This window comes from Pseudolysinimonas sp. (assembly GCF_049651805.1).
In the GTDB taxonomy this organism is placed as follows: Bacteria; Actinomycetota; Actinomycetes; order Actinomycetales; family Microbacteriaceae; genus Pseudolysinimonas_A.
The window spans coordinates 26,035-42,803 of record NZ_JBASCU010000016.1; the positions used below are offsets into that span (position 1 = coordinate 26,035).

Sequence of the window (16,769 nt, forward strand, 5' to 3'; positions counted from 1 at the left end):
TCAACTGCCTTGCGAAACAGGAACCCGTGGGTACCGTGGAGACATGACCGACGTGAAGAGCATCCCCACCAGCGCCATCGACCCCGACGTCACCTCGGGGGTCGCTCAGTTCCTCGAGCCCGTCGTGATCGACCTCGAAGCCATGGTGGTCGACACCAAGCAGGCCCACTGGCACGTGCGCGGCGCCAACTTCCAGGCCATCCACGAACTGCTCGACGACATCGTCGCGCACGTGCAGGGCTACGCCGACACCGCCGCCGAGCGCGTCGTCGCCCTCGGGCTCCCGATCGACGCGCGCATCGCGACCGTCGCGGCGAAGACCACCGTGCCGCCGCTCAGCGCCGGCTTCCAGCAGTCCGACCAGGTCATCGCCGAAGTCATCGCGCAGATCGACGCCACCCTCAAATCGGTGCGCGTCGCCATCGACGAGCTCGCCGAACTCGACCCCGCATCCCAGGATGTCGTCGTCGAGATCGCGCGGGGGCTCGAGAAGGACCGTTGGTTCTTGTTCGCGCACGTCGCGAGCAAGTAGCGACGTTCCGCCTGGGATTGCCATGCAGAAGACGTCGTTGATCGCCCTCGCACGCACCGAACTCGCACAAGCGCGCGATGCCTCGAGTGGCCGGCACGCGAGCACGGTGTTCGGCGGACACGAGCACCAGCTCCGTCAAACCATGATCGCCCTTCGATCTGGGGAAGAGCTCTCCGAACACGAGAACCCCGGAGAGGCGACGCTGCAGGTGCTGGTCGGTCGAGTGCTTCTGAAGAGCGGTGACGTGCAGTGGAACGGGTCCCCCGGAGATCTTCTGACCATTCCCGACGGCCGCCATTCAGTGGATGCGGTTGAAGACTCGGTGATTCTGCTCACCGTGGTCAAGAAGCGCTGAAACCACCTTCAGCAGCTATCCGCCGTACGGACCATGGATCCAACCGCCACCCAGCATCGTGGCGTGCACCGGCATCTCGCGGAGATTGTCGGGCGTTGTCGGGTCGGCGTCGACGATGACAAGGTCGCCGGCGATGTCGCGACTGGATGCCGCGAGCGCATCCAGCGCAGAGATCGCCTGCTCGGGATGCCACGGGGCGCGCCCGTCGCGGGTGCGGGTGACGGCGGCAGCCATCGTGATCCACGGGTCGAGCGGCGCCACGGGGGCGTCGGAGCCGAGTGACAGCTCCGCACCGGCGTCGAGGAGGGCACGGTACGCGAAGGCGCGACCCGTGCGGCCGGCCCAGTAGTGCTCGGCGACGTCGCGGTCGTCCATCGCGTGCTCCGGTTGCACCGACGCACCGATGCCGAGGGCCGCGAATCTCGGAAGGTCGGCATCCCGGATCAATTGCACGTGCTCGATCGAGCCGGGCACCCCGAGCTGCTCGAAGACATCGAGCGCCTCGGTGACGGCCCGGTCGCCGATCGCGTGGATGGCGGGAGTCAGGCCCCGGGAGACGCCCGCACGCGCGGCGGCCAGCAACCCGCCCGGTTCGTAGCTGGGAAGTCCGGCGTCGCCCGTGCCGGGGTAGACGTCGTAGCACCAGGCCGAGCGGGTGTTGAGGGAGCCGTCGGTGAACAACTTGTACGGGCCCACCTCGTAGAGCGGTGATGCAACATCGGGAAGGTCTGGGGTGTGCGGGTAGACCGCGGCCCGCACCCGCAGCCCCGAGAACCCGGCCGCGAAGCGTCGAGCCCACGAGCCGGGGCCGTCTTCCATCTCGAAATCCACGATGCCCGTCACCCCGCGCGCTGCAGCCTTCCGGGCGGCGTCGAGCGCCCAGCGGTCGAGCACCTCGGCCGGCACCGTCGAGATGCGACGGGTGAGATCGAAAGCCGGTTGCTCGCGCAGCCACCAGTCCTCGTCGGGCCGCCCCAGCATCCGAAGCGCCGCGCGGTTGGTCCACAGGGTGTGCACGTCGCCCGACAGCAGCGCCGCCGGGATGTCGCCGAACTCGAGCAACTCGGGCACCGGCGTATCGGGCCACAACCCGTCGCGGAACCCTGATGCGAGAAACACCACGCCGGGCTCCAGCGGCGAGTCGGCCAATGCGTCACGCACGAGCGACGCCGCGTGTGCCGCCGACGTTGCGGGAGAGAGGTCGAGCCGACGCGCAGCCATCGCCCACTGCCCGAAATGCACGTGATGATCCCAGAGACCGGGGATGACCCAGCGGCCCTCTAGGTCGTGGTCGCCTTCGCCGGGGAGTTCGATGTCGGTCGGAGGTGGGGTCTCGACACGCTCGCTGCGCTCGCTACTCGACCACCGAAGGAGCGCCGAGCGGAGGTCTCGGGCGTTACGGAGGATCATTCCAGCCGTCGCATCTCTGCGGCGAGCGCAGGGTCCGAATAGGGGCCGTCGCCGGAGAGGGCGGCGATGATCGCGTTCCGCACTTCGGGAGGCTTGTTCTGCGACAGCTTGGCGCGAGCGTCGAAGCGGGTGATGCGGATGCGCAGGCCGACGGTGCCACGGGCGATCCGAGCGGCCTTCTCGAGATCGATGTCGAGCGAGACGGGGGTCGGCATCCGCTTCTCGAAGTGATCGACGAGCTCACCGAGGATGCGGAAATTCTCGTCATCCGACAGGATCTCGGGCACCCCGTAGAGGTGCGCGGTGACGTGGTTCCAGGTGGGCACGAAGTCACCTTCGGCGTACCAGTTGGGCGAGATGTACCCGTGCGGACCCTGCACGATGACGAGCACCTCGTGCTTCCCCAGCTCGTGGGCGACCTCGTCGGGGCGGCCGAAGTGACTGACGATCGAGATGGTGTCGTCATCGGTCTCCTCCAGCAGCGTCGCGTAGTGCGACGCGACGAGACCGGTGGATGCCGGGGACACATACGTCATCCAGGGATTGCGGCGGATGAGCCGTTTCACCTCGCCCGGGTCTTCGAGTAGGTAGTGCGGCGTGTGTCGCATCAGACCTGATCCTTCGGGCACCAGTAGAGGTTGCGTCCGGCCATCGCGGCCTGCGTGATCGGGGTGCCGCACACCCGGCACGGCTCACCGGTGCGGTGGTAGACCCAGTGGCGGTCGTCTCGGGATGCCTTCGCCCGCTCCAGGTCGTCGCCTTCGAGGCCGTCCATGGTGAACATCTGGCCGCTCTCGACGCCGACTCCGAGCAGGTACGACCAGTCGCGCCAGAGGGCGCGGGCCACGTCGGTCGGAACGTTCTTGCCGGGGGTATACGGGTCGAGGCGCGCCCGGAACAGCAGTTCGGCCCGGTAGACGTTGCCGATTCCGGCGACCACCTCTTGGTCCATCAGCAGTTGGCCGATCGCGACGTTGCGACGCCGCACTCCTTCGACGAATCGCTCTTCACCGTCGGGATCGACGAGCGGGTCGGGACCGAGCTTGGCGATGGTGGCATCCACCTCGTCGATCGTCTGCAGCTCGCACACCGTGGGCCCGCGCAGGTCGGCGACCGCCACCGGGGTCAGCAACCGCACCCGCACCTGCCCGATCGGCTCGGGCGGCCAGACGTCGATCTCGGGTTGCAAGCGCTCGCTCTCCGCCATCCGCAAGCGGGTGCGCCGCGGCGCGCCGATCGACCACGGTGAGTCCTCGTTCGCGCCGACGACGCGCCGGGAACCTCTTTCCGCGGGCGACACCGGGTTCACGGCGATGTCGCCCGCGAAATCCCACGCCCCATACATGCCCAGGTGCACCCGCAACCAGAGGTGGTGGTCGAACTCGAGGAACATCTGCTTGCCCACCGCACGCGACTGCACGATCGCGTGTCCATCGAGCCTGGCCGCACCGGCGGTGAAGCGCCCCTGCGGTGACGACACCGTCACGGGCGGGCCGGTGAACGACCGCGCGAACTGCCGCGCGATCCGATGGACGCTGTGCCCTTCCGGCATCCGTCAGACGATCTCGTGCCCGGTGATCGCCCCGGTGGTCTCGTACTCGGCGAGCTGTGCGACCCGGCGAGCGTGCCGCTCCTCACCCGAAAACGGTGTGCTGATGAACGCGTCGATGAAGCTCTTCACCTCGTCGAAGGAATGCTGGCGTGCGCCGATGGCGATGACGTTGGCCGCGTTGTGCTCGCGCGCCAGTTCTGCTGTGGCGAGGCTCCAGACCAGGGCAGCGCGGATGCCGTGCACCTTGTTCGCAGCCATCTGCTCGCCGTTGCCCGAGCCGCCGAACACGATGCCGAGGGCGGCGACTCCGGCCTGCTCGTCGCGCACGACAGCGCGCGCGGCGTTGATGCAGAAGGCCGGGTAGTCGTCGAGCGGGTCGTATTCGGTGGGCCCGTGGTCGACGAGCTCGTGACCCTGCGCCGCCAGATAGTGCTGCAGGTCGGTGCTGAACTCGAGGCCGGCGTGATCGGTGCCCAGATGGATGCGCATGATGCGCCCCAGCTTAGAGATCCGAAAGCCCTTGCCAGACCCCGGAAGCGGGAGCAGAATCGCACCAACGCGCCGGATTCACCATCCCGGCGCCCCTGATCGCGACGGCGGGGTCGCCCTGGACCCCGCCGTCGCTTCTCGGCCGGGAAACGTCGAGGAAAGGAACAGGGATGAGCACGATCGAGATCCAGACCATTCCCGAGGGGATGCCGCGCCTGTCGCGAGGGCGGCACCGGTCAGCCAAGTCCGGCGCCTGCTTCATGGAGTTCGCCTCCTATCTGGCGGGCGAGGCCTGGAGCGACTCTCCGCAGTGCACCGACCCGCTGCTGGCCCATCTGGCGCGGGCCGTCAACGATCAGTTGAGCGACGCGCGACGCGGCGAGATTGCGAGGGACATCCCGCGCGTCATCGGTTTGCGAGGCGACCATCGCATCCTCGCCCCGGTTGTCGCAGTGCGCGCTGCGGCGGCTGCGCTCCCCGTCGCGAGCGACGGTCGACAGCGGGCTCTCGCTGGTGCGCTGCTCGCGCTTCCCGGGCTCCTGCCGGCCGAGGTGGCACCCCGCGTGGCCGCGACCGCCCGCTCCGCGCTCGACGCGGCACCGCATGCTGAGGCCTGGGCGATCGACCACGTGCGCCGGTACCCGGTGCGGGAACGGGAGTTGCGGCGCTACGGATGCGCTGCCGCGGTCACGCTCTCGGTGACCGGCATCGCGGAGGCGTGCGTGACCGATCCGCAGTCGCTGCTCGTCGCATTGCTGCGCGACGCGATCACGGATGTCGAAGACGTGCTGAGCACGCCGGAGCCGTCGGGCGTCGTGCGGGAGGTCGTCGCCGTCTCAGCCGCATAGCGGATTAGGATAGCCTTACCTTGTTGCGCAGTCGCGCAGTCTCCCTGTGGAAAGGTTCCTATCGCTATGCGTTTTCCGCGCCCGACGATCGCCCTCGCGGCGATCACGGCCACCCTCGTTCTCGTCGGCTGCTCCCCCAACGCCGAAGCGCCTCAGCCCGACGAGCGCTCACTCGTCGTCTACTCGGGTCGCGACGAGGAACTCGTCGGGCCTCTCCTCGACGCATTCGAGGCCGAGAGCGGCATCACCATCAAGGTGCGGTACGCCAACAGCATCGAGATGGCCGCCCAGCTGCTGGAGGAAGGCGACCGCACGCCGGCACAGGTCTTCCTGTCGCAGGAGGCCGGAGCCCTCGGCGCCCTGAGCGAGGCCGGTCTACTGGCCGAGCTGCCCGCCGACATCACGGACGCCGTCGACCCCCAGTACACGTCGGCGGATGGCACCTGGGTCGGCCTCACCGGTCGAGCGCGGGTCATCGCCTATGACGGCGAAGAGCTGACCGAGAGCGACGTGCCGACCAGCGTCTTCGACCTCACCGATGCGCGATGGAAGGGGCAGGTCGGCATCGCGCCCACCAATGCGTCGTTCCAGTCGTTCGTCACCGCGCTTCGTGTGCTCGAGGGTGAGGAGGCGACCGAAGCGTGGCTGCGCGGCCTCGTCGCCAACGACGCGCAGATCTTCCCGCGCAACGGCGCCATCCTCGAGGCGGTCAACACGGGTGCCATCGACGTCGGGCTGATCAACCACTATTACTGGTTCCAGCAGGCGGCCGAGGTCGGGGTTGCGAACATGCGCGCCCAGCTCCAGTACGGCGAGCCGGGCACCGCGAGCGCCCTCGTCAACGTGACCGGTGCCGGCGTCCTGGCCCCTTCCGCCGACAACGCCGAAGCACTCGAGTTCGTGCGCTACCTGCTTTCGACCGAAGGCCAGGACTACTTCGTCGCGCAGACCACCGAGTACTCGGTCGTGCCCGACGGCCCCACGCCGGCCGACGCACCCGCGCTCGACGACATCCGCGGGCCCGAGCTGGACTTCGCCGACCTGGCCGATCTCGACGGCACGATCGCTCTGCTGCAGAAGGTCGGCCTGCTCTGACCCTCGCCTCACGCGCCACGAAGCGCGGGAGGACGATCCGTCGTCCTCCCGCGCTTCTGGTCGTCGCCGCGACGGTGCCGGCGCTCATCGCCGCCATCCCGCTCGGGTATCTCGTGCTGCGGCTCGCCCAAGCCGACCCGGAGCGTCTTGCCGAGTCGCTGCTGCGCGATCGCACGTTCGAGCTCGCCGCCAACTCGCTCGGGCTCTCGCTGACGGTTGCGGCCGGCTGCCTGCTGATCGGCGTCCCCTCCGCCTGGGCTATCACCCGGCTCAAGCTGCCCGCGCCGGCGCTGTGGCGCGCCCTCGCCACCCTTCCCCTGGCGATCCCGTCCTACGTCGCGGCGTTCGCGTGGGTCGCGACCTGGCCCGGGGTCTCTGGATTCTGGCCGGCCGCCGTGATTCTCACGCTCGCCTGCGCGCCCTATGTGACCCTGCCCGTCGCGGCGGCCCTGACCATGGCCGACTCGCGGTACACGGATGCCGCCCGCACCCTCGGCGCCGGCCCGGCGCGCGTCTTGACACGCGTGACACTCCCCCGCATCGCCCCGGCCGCCGCCGCCGGCGCGCTCCTGGCCGCGCTCTACACCCTCGCCGACTTCGGGGCCGTTTCTCTGTTGCGCTTTGAGACGCTCACCTGGGGTGTGCATGCCGCATTCGAAGGAAGTCTCGACCGCATGCTCGCCGCCGCGCTGTCGGTGGTGCTCGTCGCGCTCGCCTTCGTCTTCGTCGCGGGCGAGCAATGGATGCGGCGCCGCGCCGCGCGCATCGTGTCAGCTCCGGGAGGCGTCCCCGCCGGCATCGCGCCGCACACACGCACCCGGATCGCCGCGCTGGCCGGACTCGTCGTCGTCGCTGCCGTCTCCATCGGCATTCCGCTCGGCGCCCTCGTAGTGCGGCTCACGCTCGGAGTCGACCGCGACTTCGAGTGGCCGCGACTCGCGGAGAGCACCGCGTCGACCCTCGGCCTCGGGCTCGCCGGTGCCGGCGTGGCGGTGCTGTTGGCGCTACCGATCGCGACTCTCGGCGCGCGCTATCGCACCTTCGTCGGCAACGCGCTCGAATCGGTCGCCTACCTCGGGCACGTCGTGCCCGGCGTCGTCGTCGGGCTGTCGCTCGTCTTCTTCACCCTCACGGTCGCCCCCGCTCTCTATCAGACGGTGTTCGCCCTCGTGTTCGCGTACGGGGTACTGTTCCTGCCGAAAGCGCTCGGGGCGTCACGCGCGGCGATTCGGCAGGTGCCGCCGGCGCTGGAAGACACCGCCCGCACCCTCGGGCTCGGGCGTCTCACCACCTGGTGGCGCGTCACCGCGCGCATCGCCGTCCCGGGGATCGCGGCCGGCGGGCTGCTCGCTGCCGTGACCGCGATGAAGGAGCTGCCGGCGACACTCATGCTGCGGCCGATCGGGGTCGAGACCCTGGCGACCGACCTGTGGCAGAAGACCGCGATCGCCTCGTACGGGGCCGCGACCCCCTACGCGATCGCGCTCGTGCTGGTCGCCAGCATCCCCGCCTTCCTTCTGGCCCGATCGGGAGACCGCACATGAGCCTCATCGTCGATTCGCTGACCGCCGAGGTCGGAGACGGACGCGACCGCAAACGCGTGTTGCACGAGGTCTCGCTGAGCGTCGAGTCGGGAACTCTCGGCGCCGTGCTCGGCCCGAGCGGCAGCGGCAAGAGCACCCTGCTGCGCTGCATCGCCGGGTTGCACCCGGTCGTGAGCGGCACGATCCGGGCGGGCGATCGCACCCTGCACGGTCTGCCTGCCGAGCGCCGGCGGGTCGGGCTCGTTCCGCAAGACGGGGCGTTGTTCCCGCACCTGACGGTCGGGCAGAACGTCGCGTTCGGGCTCGACCGCGGCGGTCGGCGGGGTCGGCGGGTCGAGGAGTTGCTCGAGTTGGTCGAGCTTCCGGGGATGGCGAGCCGGCTGCCCCACGAGCTGTCCGGCGGTCAAGCCCAGCGTGTCGCCCTCGCGCGCGCGCTCGCACCCTCGCCCGACATCGTGCTGCTCGACGAACCATTCTCGGCACTCGATGCGACGCTGCGCGGAGCGGTTCGCGAACAGGTGCGTCGCGCTCTCGTCGAAACCCGCACGACCGCCATCCTCGTCACCCACGACCAGACCGAGGCGCTCTCGATCGCCGATCGGCTCATCGTGCTCGATGACGGTCGGGTACGACAGGTCGGAGCGCCCGAGGAGGTCTATCGGCGTCCGGTCGATCTGTGGACCGGACGATTCGTAGGCGAAGCCAACGTGCTCGCCGGCGAGGGCCACGGCGCGCACGTGACGACGGCTCTCGGCGATCTGCGACTCGTCGACCCCGCTGTCGGATCGGTCACCGTTCTGATCCGTCCCGAACACCTCCGCATCGTCGACGCACCCGGCACAGCCGCGCGGGTGACCTCGATCGACTACTACGGGCATGACGCCCTCGTCGACCTCGACCTCATCGCCGATCCCGGCATCCGCCTCTCGGCGCGGCTCGCCACGCCGGTCGCCCTCAACGTGGGCGACGCGGTGAACCTCCGGGTGGTCGACCCGGTGCTCGCCTACCTCGCGCCCTGAAGTTGCCTCGCGGCGACGGCGCTCACGTATCGTTGTCGGATGCCTGGAGAGAACCTCACCCGCGTCGAAGCTCAGGAGCGCAAGTCGCTCGTCTCGGTCACCTCGTATGACGTCGAGCTCGACCTGACGACCGGGCCGGAGACCTTCCGATCGGCCACCACCGTCGTCTTCGACGCGACGCCGGGCGCCTCGACGTTCATCGACGCGCTCACCGCGAAGGTGCACGCGATCACGCTCAACGGCACCGAGCTGGATGCCGGGGTCGCCGACGGCGCACGCATCGCGCTCGACGGGCTGGCGGCATCCAACACCCTCGTCGTCGACGCCGACTTCGCGTACACCAACACCGGTGAGGGCCTGCACCGCTTCGTCGACCCGGTCGACGACGAGGTGTACCTCTACTCGCAGTTCGAGGTGCCCGACAGCCGCCGCGTGTTCGCCGTGTTCGAGCAGCCCGATCTGAAGGCGACCTTCACCTTCACCGTCACCGCCCCCGAGAACTGGGTCGTCGTGTCGAATTCGCCGACCCCGTCGCCCGAGGCCGTGGATGGCAAGAAGGTGTTCGCCTTCGAGGCCACGCCGCGCATCTCGTCGTACATCACCGCGATCGTCGCCGGCCCGTACGAGTCGGTGCACAGCGAGCTCACCAGCAGCAGTGGCCGCGTGATCCCGCTCGGGGTGTATGCCCGCAAGTCGCTCATGCAGTACCTCGACGCCGACTACATCTTCGACATCACCCGCAAGGGATTCGCCTACTTCGAGCAGAAGTTCGGCTACGCCTACCCGTTCGCGAAGTACGACCAGCTCTTCGTGCCCGAGTTCAACGCGGGCGCGATGGAGAACGCCGGCGCGGTGACGTTCACCGAGACCTACGTCTTCCGGTCGAAGGTCACCGACGCGATCAAGGAGCGCCGGGTCGTCACGATCCTGCACGAGCTCGCGCACATGTGGTTCGGCGACCTCGTGACCATGAAGTGGTGGAACGACCTGTGGCTGAACGAGTCGTTCGCCGAGTGGGCCTCCACGATCGCGACCGCCGAAGCCACCGAGTGGAAGGAAGCCTGGGCCACCTTCCAAGCGATGGAGAAGAGCTGGGCCTACAAGCAAGACCAGCTGCCCTCGACTCACCCCATCGTCGCGACCATCAACGATCTCGAAGACGTGCAGGTCAACTTCGACGGCATCACCTACGCCAAAGGTGGGTCGGTACTCAAGCAGCTCGCCGCCTGGGTCGGTGTCGACGCGTTCTTCGCGGGAGTCGGGGCGTACTTCAAGAAGCACGAGTACGGCAACACCGAACTCACCGACCTGCTGCGCGAACTCGAAATCACGTCGGGGCGCGAACTCACCTCGTGGTCGCAGCTGTGGCTCGAGACCGCGGGCGTCAACACGCTCAAACCCGTCGTCGAGACCGACGCCGACGGCGTCATCACGAAGTTCGAGATCTCGCAGACCGCGATCGCCGAGCAGCCGACGATCCGTCCGCATCGGCTCGCGATCGGGTTCTACGACGTTGCCGACGGCGAGCCGAACACCGGGGTGGCGGGTGACCTGTCGCCGAAGGTGGTGCGCACCCACCGCATCGAGCTCGACATCGACGCGGACGCCTCCACCCCGGTAGAGCAGCTCGTGGGCATGAAGCGACCGTCGCTCATCCTGCTCAACGACGACGACCTCGCCTACGCGAAGATCCGCATGGACGAGCAGTCGTGGGAGTTCGCGATCGACAAACTCGCCGACATCGAAGACCCGCTCGCCCGCGCCCTCGTCTGGGGTGCCGCGTGGGATGCCACCCGTGATGCCGAAGTCGCCTCGAGTGACTACGTCGACCTGGTGCTCGGCAACATCGCCACCGAGACCGAGTCGACCACGATCCGCCTGTCGCTCACCCAGCTCACCCAGGTCGCGCGGCTCTACGTTGCTCCCGAGAAGCGCGCCGCCACCATCGAACGCGTCGGGGATGCACTGTGGGAGCTCGCTGCTGCTGCGGAAGCGGGTTCGGACGCCCAGTTCCAGTTCGTGAAGTTCTTCGCCAACATCCCCTCGACTCCTGCCCACGCGGCGAAGCTCAGGGCGCTGCTCGACGGGTCGGTCAAGCTCGACCAGCTCGAGATCGACGCCGACCTGCAGTGGGAGCTGCTCGAAGGGCTCGTGCTGCTCGGCGAGGCCGGCGAAGCCGAGATCGCCGCACAGTTCGACAAGGACATGACCGCCAATGGTCAGCAGGCCGTGGCCCGCGCACGCGCGACCGGCGACAAGAAGGCAGCGCTGGATGCGGCGCTCACCGACGCGACGGTTCCGAACGTCGTGCTGCGCGCGTCCGGGATGGGTTACCACCACGTCAACGAACCGTCCGCACTCGAGCCGCTCGTGGCCCCGTACTTCGAGGCACTCGACCGCATCTGGAAGGAACGCTCCTACAAGATCGCCGAGTACGTCATTCTCGGCTTCTACCCGGCGCCGCTCGCGTCGCAGGAGCTGGTGGATGCCACCCACGCCTGGCTCGACGCGCACCCCGACATCCCGGCCCTGCGTCGCCTCGTGATCGAGAACCTCGCCGGCGTCGAGCGCGCCCTCCAGGCTCAGCAAAGAGATCGCTCCGCCTGACTCGGTGGTCGAGTAGCCGCGCAGCGGCGTGTCGAGACCCGCGAGTAACTCGGTGGTCGAGTAGCCGCGCAGCGGCGTGTCGAGACCGGGCGGGGAGGTCTCGACACGCGCCTGCGGCGCTACTCGACCACCGAACGTGCATACCCCAGGGGGTATATCTGATACCCTCTGGGGTATGGCAACACAGCGCATCCTCATCGTCGGTGGCGTCGCGGGCGGAATGTCCGCAGCGACCCGACTTCGTCGCCTCATCGAAGACGCCGAGATCGTCGTCTTCGAGCGCGGCGGGCACGTCTCGTTCGCGAACTGCGGCCTGCCCTACTACCTCGGCGGCGTCATTGATGACCGGGCCAGCCTGCTGCTGCAGACTCCCGAATCGCTGCGGTCGCGGTTCGAACTCGACGTACGCGTGCGTCACGAGGTCATCGCGATCGACCGCGCCGCTCGCACGGTCCGCGTGCGCGACCTCGAGCACGGCACCGAGTCCGACGAGCACTACGACGCCCTCATCCTCTCCCCCGGCGCGAACCCCGTGCGGCCCGAGATCCCCGGCGCCGAGCGGATGCTGACCCTGCGTGACATCGACGACGTCGACGCCGCGATGAGCGCACTCTCTGGCGCGCCTCGCACGGCACTCGTGCTCGGCGGCGGGTTCATCGGACTCGAGATGACCGAGAACCTGCTGCACCGCGGGATCGCCGTAACCCTCGTCGAGCGCAACCCGCAGGTGCTCACCCCCCTCGACCCCGAGATGGCCGAGCCCGTCGCCGCACGGCTCCGTGCGGCCGGTGTCGACCTCAGGCTCGGCGCCGAAGTGGTGGCACTCGGCGCCGACACCGCGATCTTCGCCGACGGCGATACCGTGGCCGCCGACATCGTCATCGCCGCGATCGGGGTGCGCCCCGAGACGACCCTCGCCGTGCGGGCCGGGCTCGCACTCGGGCCGCGTGGCGGCATCAGCGTCGACGACCAGTTGCGCACCAACGATCCCGCGATCTATGCGATCGGCGACGCCGTCGAGAAGGTCGACTCGCTGAGCGGCGAGCAGCGCCTCGTGCCGCTCGCCGGCCTCGCCAACCGGCATGGCCGGCTCGTCGCCGACGTCATCGCCGGTAAGCCCGTCGTCGTGCGGGATGCCCTCGGCACCGCCGTCGTCGGTGTGCTCGACCTCACCATCGCCGTGACCGGCTGGAACGAGAAGCAGCTCCGTGCCGCCGGTCGGGAGATCCGGGTCATCCACACCCACCCCGCCTCCCACACCGGCTACTACCCGGGCGCGCAGCCGATGGCCCTCAAACTGCTGGTGGATGCCCGCACCGACGAGATCCTCGGAGCACAAGGCGTCGGCGGCGACGGCGTCGACAAGCGAATCGACGTGATCGCGACGGCGATGGCGGGGCGGCTCACGGCATCCGATCTCGCCGACCTCGAACTCGCCTACGCACCGCAGTACTCGTCGGCGAAAGACCCCGTCAACATGCTCGGCTACGTCGCGCTGAACGCCCTCGAGGGCCTCACGCCCGCGATCCAGTGGCATGAACTGGCCGACGAACTCGAAGCCGGCGCGACGCTCATCGACGTACGCTCCCCCGGCGAGTACCGAGGCGGCGCGATCCCCGGGTCGCTCAACATCCCGCTCGACGACATCCGCGAGCGCATCGCCGAGATCCCCGCCGGACGCCTCATCGTGCACTGCAAGGTCGGCCAGCGCGGACACACCGCCGTGCGGCTGCTGTCCCAGCTCGGCCGCGAGGCGGTCAACCTCGACGGCGGCTACCTCACCTGGAGCGCGGGAACCGCCGCGGCAACCCGGCTCGTCGCGGCATGACGCGCGCGGCGACGGAGCGACCCGTCGTCGGAGAGTACGTCGACGGAATCGATGTGCCCGTCGTTGACGAGCGCGTCATGCGGGCCAGCGCCGGCATCCTCTTCGTTCTCGGATTCGCGGCCTACCTGACGGCGCTGCTCACCGGGTTTCTCGCTCCGCTGCGCGGGTTCGGGATGCTGTTCGCCGTCGACCTGTTCGTGCGGGTGTTCATCGGCTCACGCTTCGCCCCGAGTCTCGTGCTGGGGAAAATCGCCGTGCGGGGTCAGCGCCCCGAGTGGGTGGGGGCGTCGCAGAAAACCTTCGCCTGGTCGCTCGGTCTCGGGATGTCGCTGCTCGCGTGCTTCGCGATGGGCTGGCTCGGCTGGACCGTCGTCGCGCTCGTGCTCTGCGGGATGTGCCTGGCGCTGCTGTTCCTTGAGAGCGCGTTCGGGATCTGCGTCGGCTGCGCACTGCAGCGCCGGTTCGGTCGCACCCCTCCGCAGCTCTGCCCGGGCGGGACCTGCCGGACCGAAGCGAGTGCGACCCCGCCGTCATCCTGACCGGCGGGGTCGCAACTGCTCCTGGTTTCAGCCGACGATGTCGAGCCCGGTCGCCTGCGCTGCCTGCTCGACTCCGCCGCCGTTCTCGAGGGTGGTGAAACCCATCGCCGCCATGCGGTCGATCGCCGATCCGGCGCGGTTGCCCGATCGGCAGTACACGAGGTACTCCGCGTCGCGGTCGAGAGCGTCCACTTGCGCGTCGAAGTCAGCGGCCCGCACGTCGATGTTGATCGCGCCTTCCAGGTGGCCCGACGCGAACTCGGCGGGCGTCCGGACATCGACGATCACGGTGTCGGCGCTCACTGCGATCGACGACGGTGCCGAAGCCGGCGCACATCCTGCAACGGCGAGCGTGAGTGATGCGGCAACACCGAGTGCCGCCGTGAGCCGCGCGATGCGCGATCCACGCCCGACGCTCACGCGGCCACCCCGGTCTCGACCGGGAATCCGGCCTGGTACCAGCGCGAGATGCCACCTTCGACGTCGATCGCGTCGAAGCCTGCGCCGCGCAGGAACGCCGTTGCACGGGCGCTGCGTCCACCCGAGAGGCACATCACGTAGATCGTGCGGTCGCGCGGCAGTTCGGCCAGCCGACTAGGCAGGTCGCCCAGCGGCACGTTGGTCGCCCCGTCGAGGCGGGCTTCCGCGAATTCGTGGGGCTCGCGCACGTCGATGATCGTCGCGTCGGCACCGAGTGCAGCCAGGTCGGCTGCGGTGATGGTCATCATGCTGCTCCTTGTGAGGGGGATGCCGCGGCGCCGACGCTGCCGGCTCGCGGTTCGACGTCGAGAGCCCGGATGGCGTCGACGAGTTTCTGGAGACTCGGGGCGGGCAGCGCCCCGGCCTGGGAGAACACCGGCACCCCGGCTTTGAATGCCATCAGCGTGGGGATGGCTTGGATGCGCGCGGCGGCGGCGAGCTGCTGTTCGGCCTCGGTGTCGACCTTCGCGAACACGATGTCGGGGTGCGCCTCCGAGGCGCGCTCGAAGATCGGCGCGAAGGCGCGGCACGGGCCGCACCAGGCGGCCCAGAAGTCGATGAGAACGATGTCGTTGTCACGAACCGTCTGTTCGAAGGTGTCTGAGGTGAGGGCGATGGTTGCCATACCGACAGCGTATCAGATACCCCAGGGGGTATATTGGGAGACGGCCGGTACCATTGCCGTGCCCAACGGAAGCGGAGAATGCCATGGATCTCGACCCGATCGCCATGAAGCCGGTGCTCAACCGGTTGCGGCGCGCGCAAGGCCAGTTGAACGCTGTGATCCGCATGATCGAAGAGGGCAACGACTGCACGAGCGTCGTTACGCAACTCGCTGCCGCATCCAGCGCCCTCGACCGTGCCGGCTTCGCGATCATCGCCGACACGCTCGAGAAGTGCGCCAAGCAAGAAGAGCCCGAACTCGACCGCGCGCAGTTGGAGAAGCTTTTCCTCTCGCTCGCCTGACCCGCTGACGGTCGCGGACCAGATACCCCTGGGGGTATACTGGAGATCTCATCTCCCCGACGATCGGAATCACCATGTGTTCAGCAGTGACGTGCCGCACTTGCGGAAAGACGACCTGGGCGGGCTGCGGCCAGCACGTCGACCAAGTGATGCGCAGGGTTCCCGCCTCGCAGCGCTGCCCCGGTCACCCGAAGGCCGAGCGAGTCGGGTTCTTCGCCCGGTTCTTCGCGCGCTGACGCGTCAGTTCTGCTCCGCGTCAGTTCTGCTCGGGGTCGTAGCTGAAGACGTCGTCGAGACCGACCCCGAACACGCGGGCGATCTGGAACGCCATCTCGAGCGAGGGCGAGTAGCGCCCCTGCTCGATCGCGATGACCGTCTGTCGCGTCACGCCGATGCGCTCGGCAAGGTCGGCTTGCGTCATCTCACCCGCCGCGAACCGCAGAGCCCGGATGCAGTTGGTGACGCGGGTCGGCTTCACCATTGGCGCAGCCCCCGCCGATACGCGACGAGTTTTGCGATCGTCGAGAGGATCGCCTGCAGCACGAAGGCGAGATACAGCGCGTTGGCGATCCAGAAGTGCGGAGCCTCGAACCAGGCGAGCACGAGAGCACCGAGCGCTCCGGCCACCAGGAACGCGCTGCCGATGTATTCACCGAATCGGTTGATCTGCTTGTCGCGCTGATCCGACTTGCCGGCATCTTTGCCCGAGAATGCCCCGACCACGATGCCGCCGAGGATGCCGACGACGATCGCTCCGAGAATGGTGCCCAGCATCGGCCCGACGTAGTTCGCCTCCTCGAGGGGTCGCCCACCGGCCTGCGTGAGCACCAGCACGACGTAGACGATGTAGCCGATCGGGGCGATGAAACCGAACACCCAGGCGTTCTTCTCTTCGTACGACATGGATCTCCTTCAGGATCAGACGGCGACAGCCGCGACGCGACGCGTGACGACCGGACGGCCTCCGCGCATGAACAACCAGACGATGAGCACCAGTTCCCCGACAAACGTGAACGTCGCGACGCCGAGGACGGTACCAGGCACGAGCAAGGCAGCGATCGCGTCGGCCAGATAGCCGGCGCCCGCAACGGCCACGAGGATGCCGGTGACCCGCGCGAACCCGGGTCGCGACACGAGAAGGCCGCCGACGACCACCAGGTGCAGGCCGAAGATCGCGAGTCCGGCATCCCAGATGCTCTCGAACTCGGCGTGAGCACCTGCCGACAGCCGGCCCGCTGCGACGACGAGCACAGCGGCGTAGGCGATGCGCAAGGTCGCGGCCAACACGGCGAGGCTGCCGTGAGTCGGCGCGAGAACCCGCCAGAGAGCGACGCCGACGACGATGTCGAGAATCGCGACGCCCGTCATGGCGAGCCCGGCGGGCCCGTCGGCAAGAACGCCGAATGCGGCGAGCGGGCCGAGCACGGCCATGCCGATCAGCGAGAGTGCGGCGGCGATGCTCGCCTGCCGAGGTGTCCAGTCCATGCGTGTCTCCGTGTGTAAAG

20 protein-coding genes are annotated in these 16,769 nt (G+C 68.7%); 10 read left to right on the top strand and 10 right to left on the bottom strand.

Translation table 11 applies throughout. From position 1 onward, the window contains the following. Positions 1–43: 43 nt before the first annotated feature. Both WBL06_RS02625 and WBL06_RS02630 read left to right on the top strand, forming a co-directional pair. Positions 44–532 carry a Dps family protein gene (locus tag WBL06_RS02625; protein ID WP_424454423.1) on the top strand — a complete coding sequence of 163 codons (489 nt, stop codon included), beginning with the start codon at positions 44–46 and terminating at the stop codon, positions 530–532. A gap of 22 nt (positions 533–554) precedes the next feature. Continuing rightward, positions 555–887, top strand: a complete 333-nt coding sequence (locus WBL06_RS02630; RefSeq protein WP_424454424.1) for a cupin domain-containing protein — start codon at positions 555–557, stop codon at positions 885–887. A gap of 15 nt (positions 888–902) precedes the next feature. Here WBL06_RS02630 and WBL06_RS02635 read toward each other — a convergent pair whose 3' ends face one another. From WBL06_RS02635 to WBL06_RS02650, 4 genes are read right to left on the bottom strand one after another with little or no spacing between them, the layout of a single operon-like run. After that, the gene (locus WBL06_RS02635) at positions 903–2,297 is read right to left on the bottom strand and encodes an amidohydrolase (protein ID WP_424454425.1); all 1,395 of its coding nucleotides are present in this window, start codon (positions 2,295–2,297) and stop codon (positions 903–905) included. After that, positions 2,294–2,905, bottom strand: coding sequence for an FMN-binding negative transcriptional regulator (locus WBL06_RS02640; RefSeq protein ID WP_424454426.1), 612 nt, complete (start codon positions 2,903–2,905; stop codon positions 2,294–2,296). Before WBL06_RS02640 ends, WBL06_RS02635 begins: the two co-directional genes overlap by 4 nt. Continuing rightward, positions 2,905–3,849 carry an Fpg/Nei family DNA glycosylase gene (locus WBL06_RS02645; protein WP_424454427.1) on the bottom strand — a complete coding sequence of 315 codons (945 nt, stop codon included), beginning with the start codon at positions 3,847–3,849 and terminating at the stop codon, positions 2,905–2,907. Before WBL06_RS02645 ends, WBL06_RS02640 begins: the two co-directional genes overlap by 1 nt. A 3-nt stretch (positions 3,850–3,852) precedes the next feature. Further along, positions 3,853–4,338, bottom strand: a complete 486-nt coding sequence (locus WBL06_RS02650; RefSeq protein ID WP_424454428.1) for a ribose-5-phosphate isomerase — start codon at positions 4,336–4,338, stop codon at positions 3,853–3,855. 170 nt (positions 4,339–4,508) lie between these two features. Between WBL06_RS02650 and WBL06_RS02655 the strand changes: the two genes are divergently transcribed. The 7 genes from WBL06_RS02655 to WBL06_RS02685 all read left to right on the top strand — a co-directional run bounded on the left by WBL06_RS02655 (position 4,509) and on the right by WBL06_RS02685 (position 13,818). Next, the gene (locus tag WBL06_RS02655) at positions 4,509–5,186 is read left to right on the top strand and encodes a hypothetical protein (RefSeq protein WP_424454429.1); all 678 of its coding nucleotides are present in this window, start codon (positions 4,509–4,511) and stop codon (positions 5,184–5,186) included. A 66-nt stretch (positions 5,187–5,252) separates the two neighbouring features. Continuing rightward, on the top strand, positions 5,253–6,281 hold the full coding sequence (locus tag WBL06_RS02660; protein WP_424454430.1) for an iron ABC transporter substrate-binding protein: 1,029 nt from the start codon (positions 5,253–5,255) through the stop codon (positions 6,279–6,281). A 74-nt stretch (positions 6,282–6,355) separates the two neighbouring features. After that, a complete protein-coding gene (locus WBL06_RS02665) occupies positions 6,356–7,825 on the top strand; it encodes an ABC transporter permease (RefSeq protein WP_424454431.1) in 1,470 nt (489 codons plus the stop codon). After that, on the top strand, positions 7,822–8,844 hold the full coding sequence (locus WBL06_RS02670; protein WP_424454432.1) for an ABC transporter ATP-binding protein: 1,023 nt from the start codon (positions 7,822–7,824) through the stop codon (positions 8,842–8,844). Before WBL06_RS02665 ends, WBL06_RS02670 begins: the two co-directional genes overlap by 4 nt. A 39-nt stretch (positions 8,845–8,883) precedes the next feature. Then, on the top strand, positions 8,884–11,451 hold the full coding sequence (gene pepN, locus WBL06_RS02675; RefSeq protein ID WP_424454433.1) for an aminopeptidase N: 2,568 nt from the start codon (positions 8,884–8,886) through the stop codon (positions 11,449–11,451). A 175-nt stretch (positions 11,452–11,626) separates the two neighbouring features. Next, positions 11,627–13,279: an FAD-dependent oxidoreductase gene (locus tag WBL06_RS02680; protein WP_424454434.1), complete on the top strand. Its 1,653-nt coding sequence runs from the start codon at positions 11,627–11,629 to the stop codon at positions 13,277–13,279. Continuing rightward, complete coding sequence (locus WBL06_RS02685) at positions 13,276–13,818, top strand: DUF4395 domain-containing protein (protein ID WP_424454435.1); 543 nt, start codon at positions 13,276–13,278, stop codon at positions 13,816–13,818. The genes WBL06_RS02680 and WBL06_RS02685 overlap by 4 nt, the downstream gene beginning before the upstream one ends. 27 nt (positions 13,819–13,845) lie before the next feature. Here WBL06_RS02685 and WBL06_RS02690 read toward each other — a convergent pair whose 3' ends face one another. Genes WBL06_RS02690 through trxA form a run of 3 tightly spaced genes read right to left on the bottom strand, consistent with a single transcriptional unit; the run spans position 13,846 to position 14,923 of the window. After that, entirely contained in the window at positions 13,846–14,238 is a 393-nt protein-coding gene (locus WBL06_RS02690; protein WP_424454436.1) for a rhodanese-like domain-containing protein, read from the bottom strand. Next, the gene (locus WBL06_RS02695; RefSeq protein WP_424454437.1) at positions 14,235–14,543 is read right to left on the bottom strand and encodes a rhodanese-like domain-containing protein; all 309 of its coding nucleotides are present in this window, start codon (positions 14,541–14,543) and stop codon (positions 14,235–14,237) included. The genes WBL06_RS02690 and WBL06_RS02695 overlap by 4 nt, the downstream gene beginning before the upstream one ends. Beyond that, complete coding sequence (trxA, locus tag WBL06_RS02700; RefSeq protein ID WP_424454438.1) at positions 14,543–14,923, bottom strand: thioredoxin; 381 nt, start codon at positions 14,921–14,923, stop codon at positions 14,543–14,545. Before trxA ends, WBL06_RS02695 begins: the two co-directional genes overlap by 1 nt. Before the next feature lie 83 nt (positions 14,924–15,006). Between trxA and WBL06_RS02705 the strand changes: the two genes are divergently transcribed. Continuing rightward, positions 15,007–15,264, top strand: coding sequence for a metal-sensitive transcriptional regulator (locus WBL06_RS02705; RefSeq protein WP_424454439.1), 258 nt, complete (start codon positions 15,007–15,009; stop codon positions 15,262–15,264). A gap of 256 nt (positions 15,265–15,520) precedes the next feature. On the opposite strand, the gene WBL06_RS02710 is transcribed toward WBL06_RS02705, so the two are convergent. Genes WBL06_RS02710 through WBL06_RS02720 form a run of 3 tightly spaced genes read right to left on the bottom strand, consistent with a single transcriptional unit; the run spans position 15,521 to position 16,749 of the window. Beyond that, positions 15,521–15,745 carry a helix-turn-helix transcriptional regulator gene (locus tag WBL06_RS02710; protein ID WP_424454440.1) on the bottom strand — a complete coding sequence of 75 codons (225 nt, stop codon included), beginning with the start codon at positions 15,743–15,745 and terminating at the stop codon, positions 15,521–15,523. Further along, positions 15,739–16,167 carry a hypothetical protein gene (locus WBL06_RS02715; RefSeq protein ID WP_424454441.1) on the bottom strand — a complete coding sequence of 143 codons (429 nt, stop codon included), beginning with the start codon at positions 16,165–16,167 and terminating at the stop codon, positions 15,739–15,741. The genes WBL06_RS02710 and WBL06_RS02715 overlap by 7 nt, the downstream gene beginning before the upstream one ends. A gap of 15 nt (positions 16,168–16,182) precedes the next feature. Beyond that, positions 16,183–16,749, bottom strand: coding sequence for a DUF4386 family protein (locus WBL06_RS02720; protein ID WP_424454442.1), 567 nt, complete (start codon positions 16,747–16,749; stop codon positions 16,183–16,185). Between the last annotated feature and the right edge of the window lie 20 nt (positions 16,750–16,769).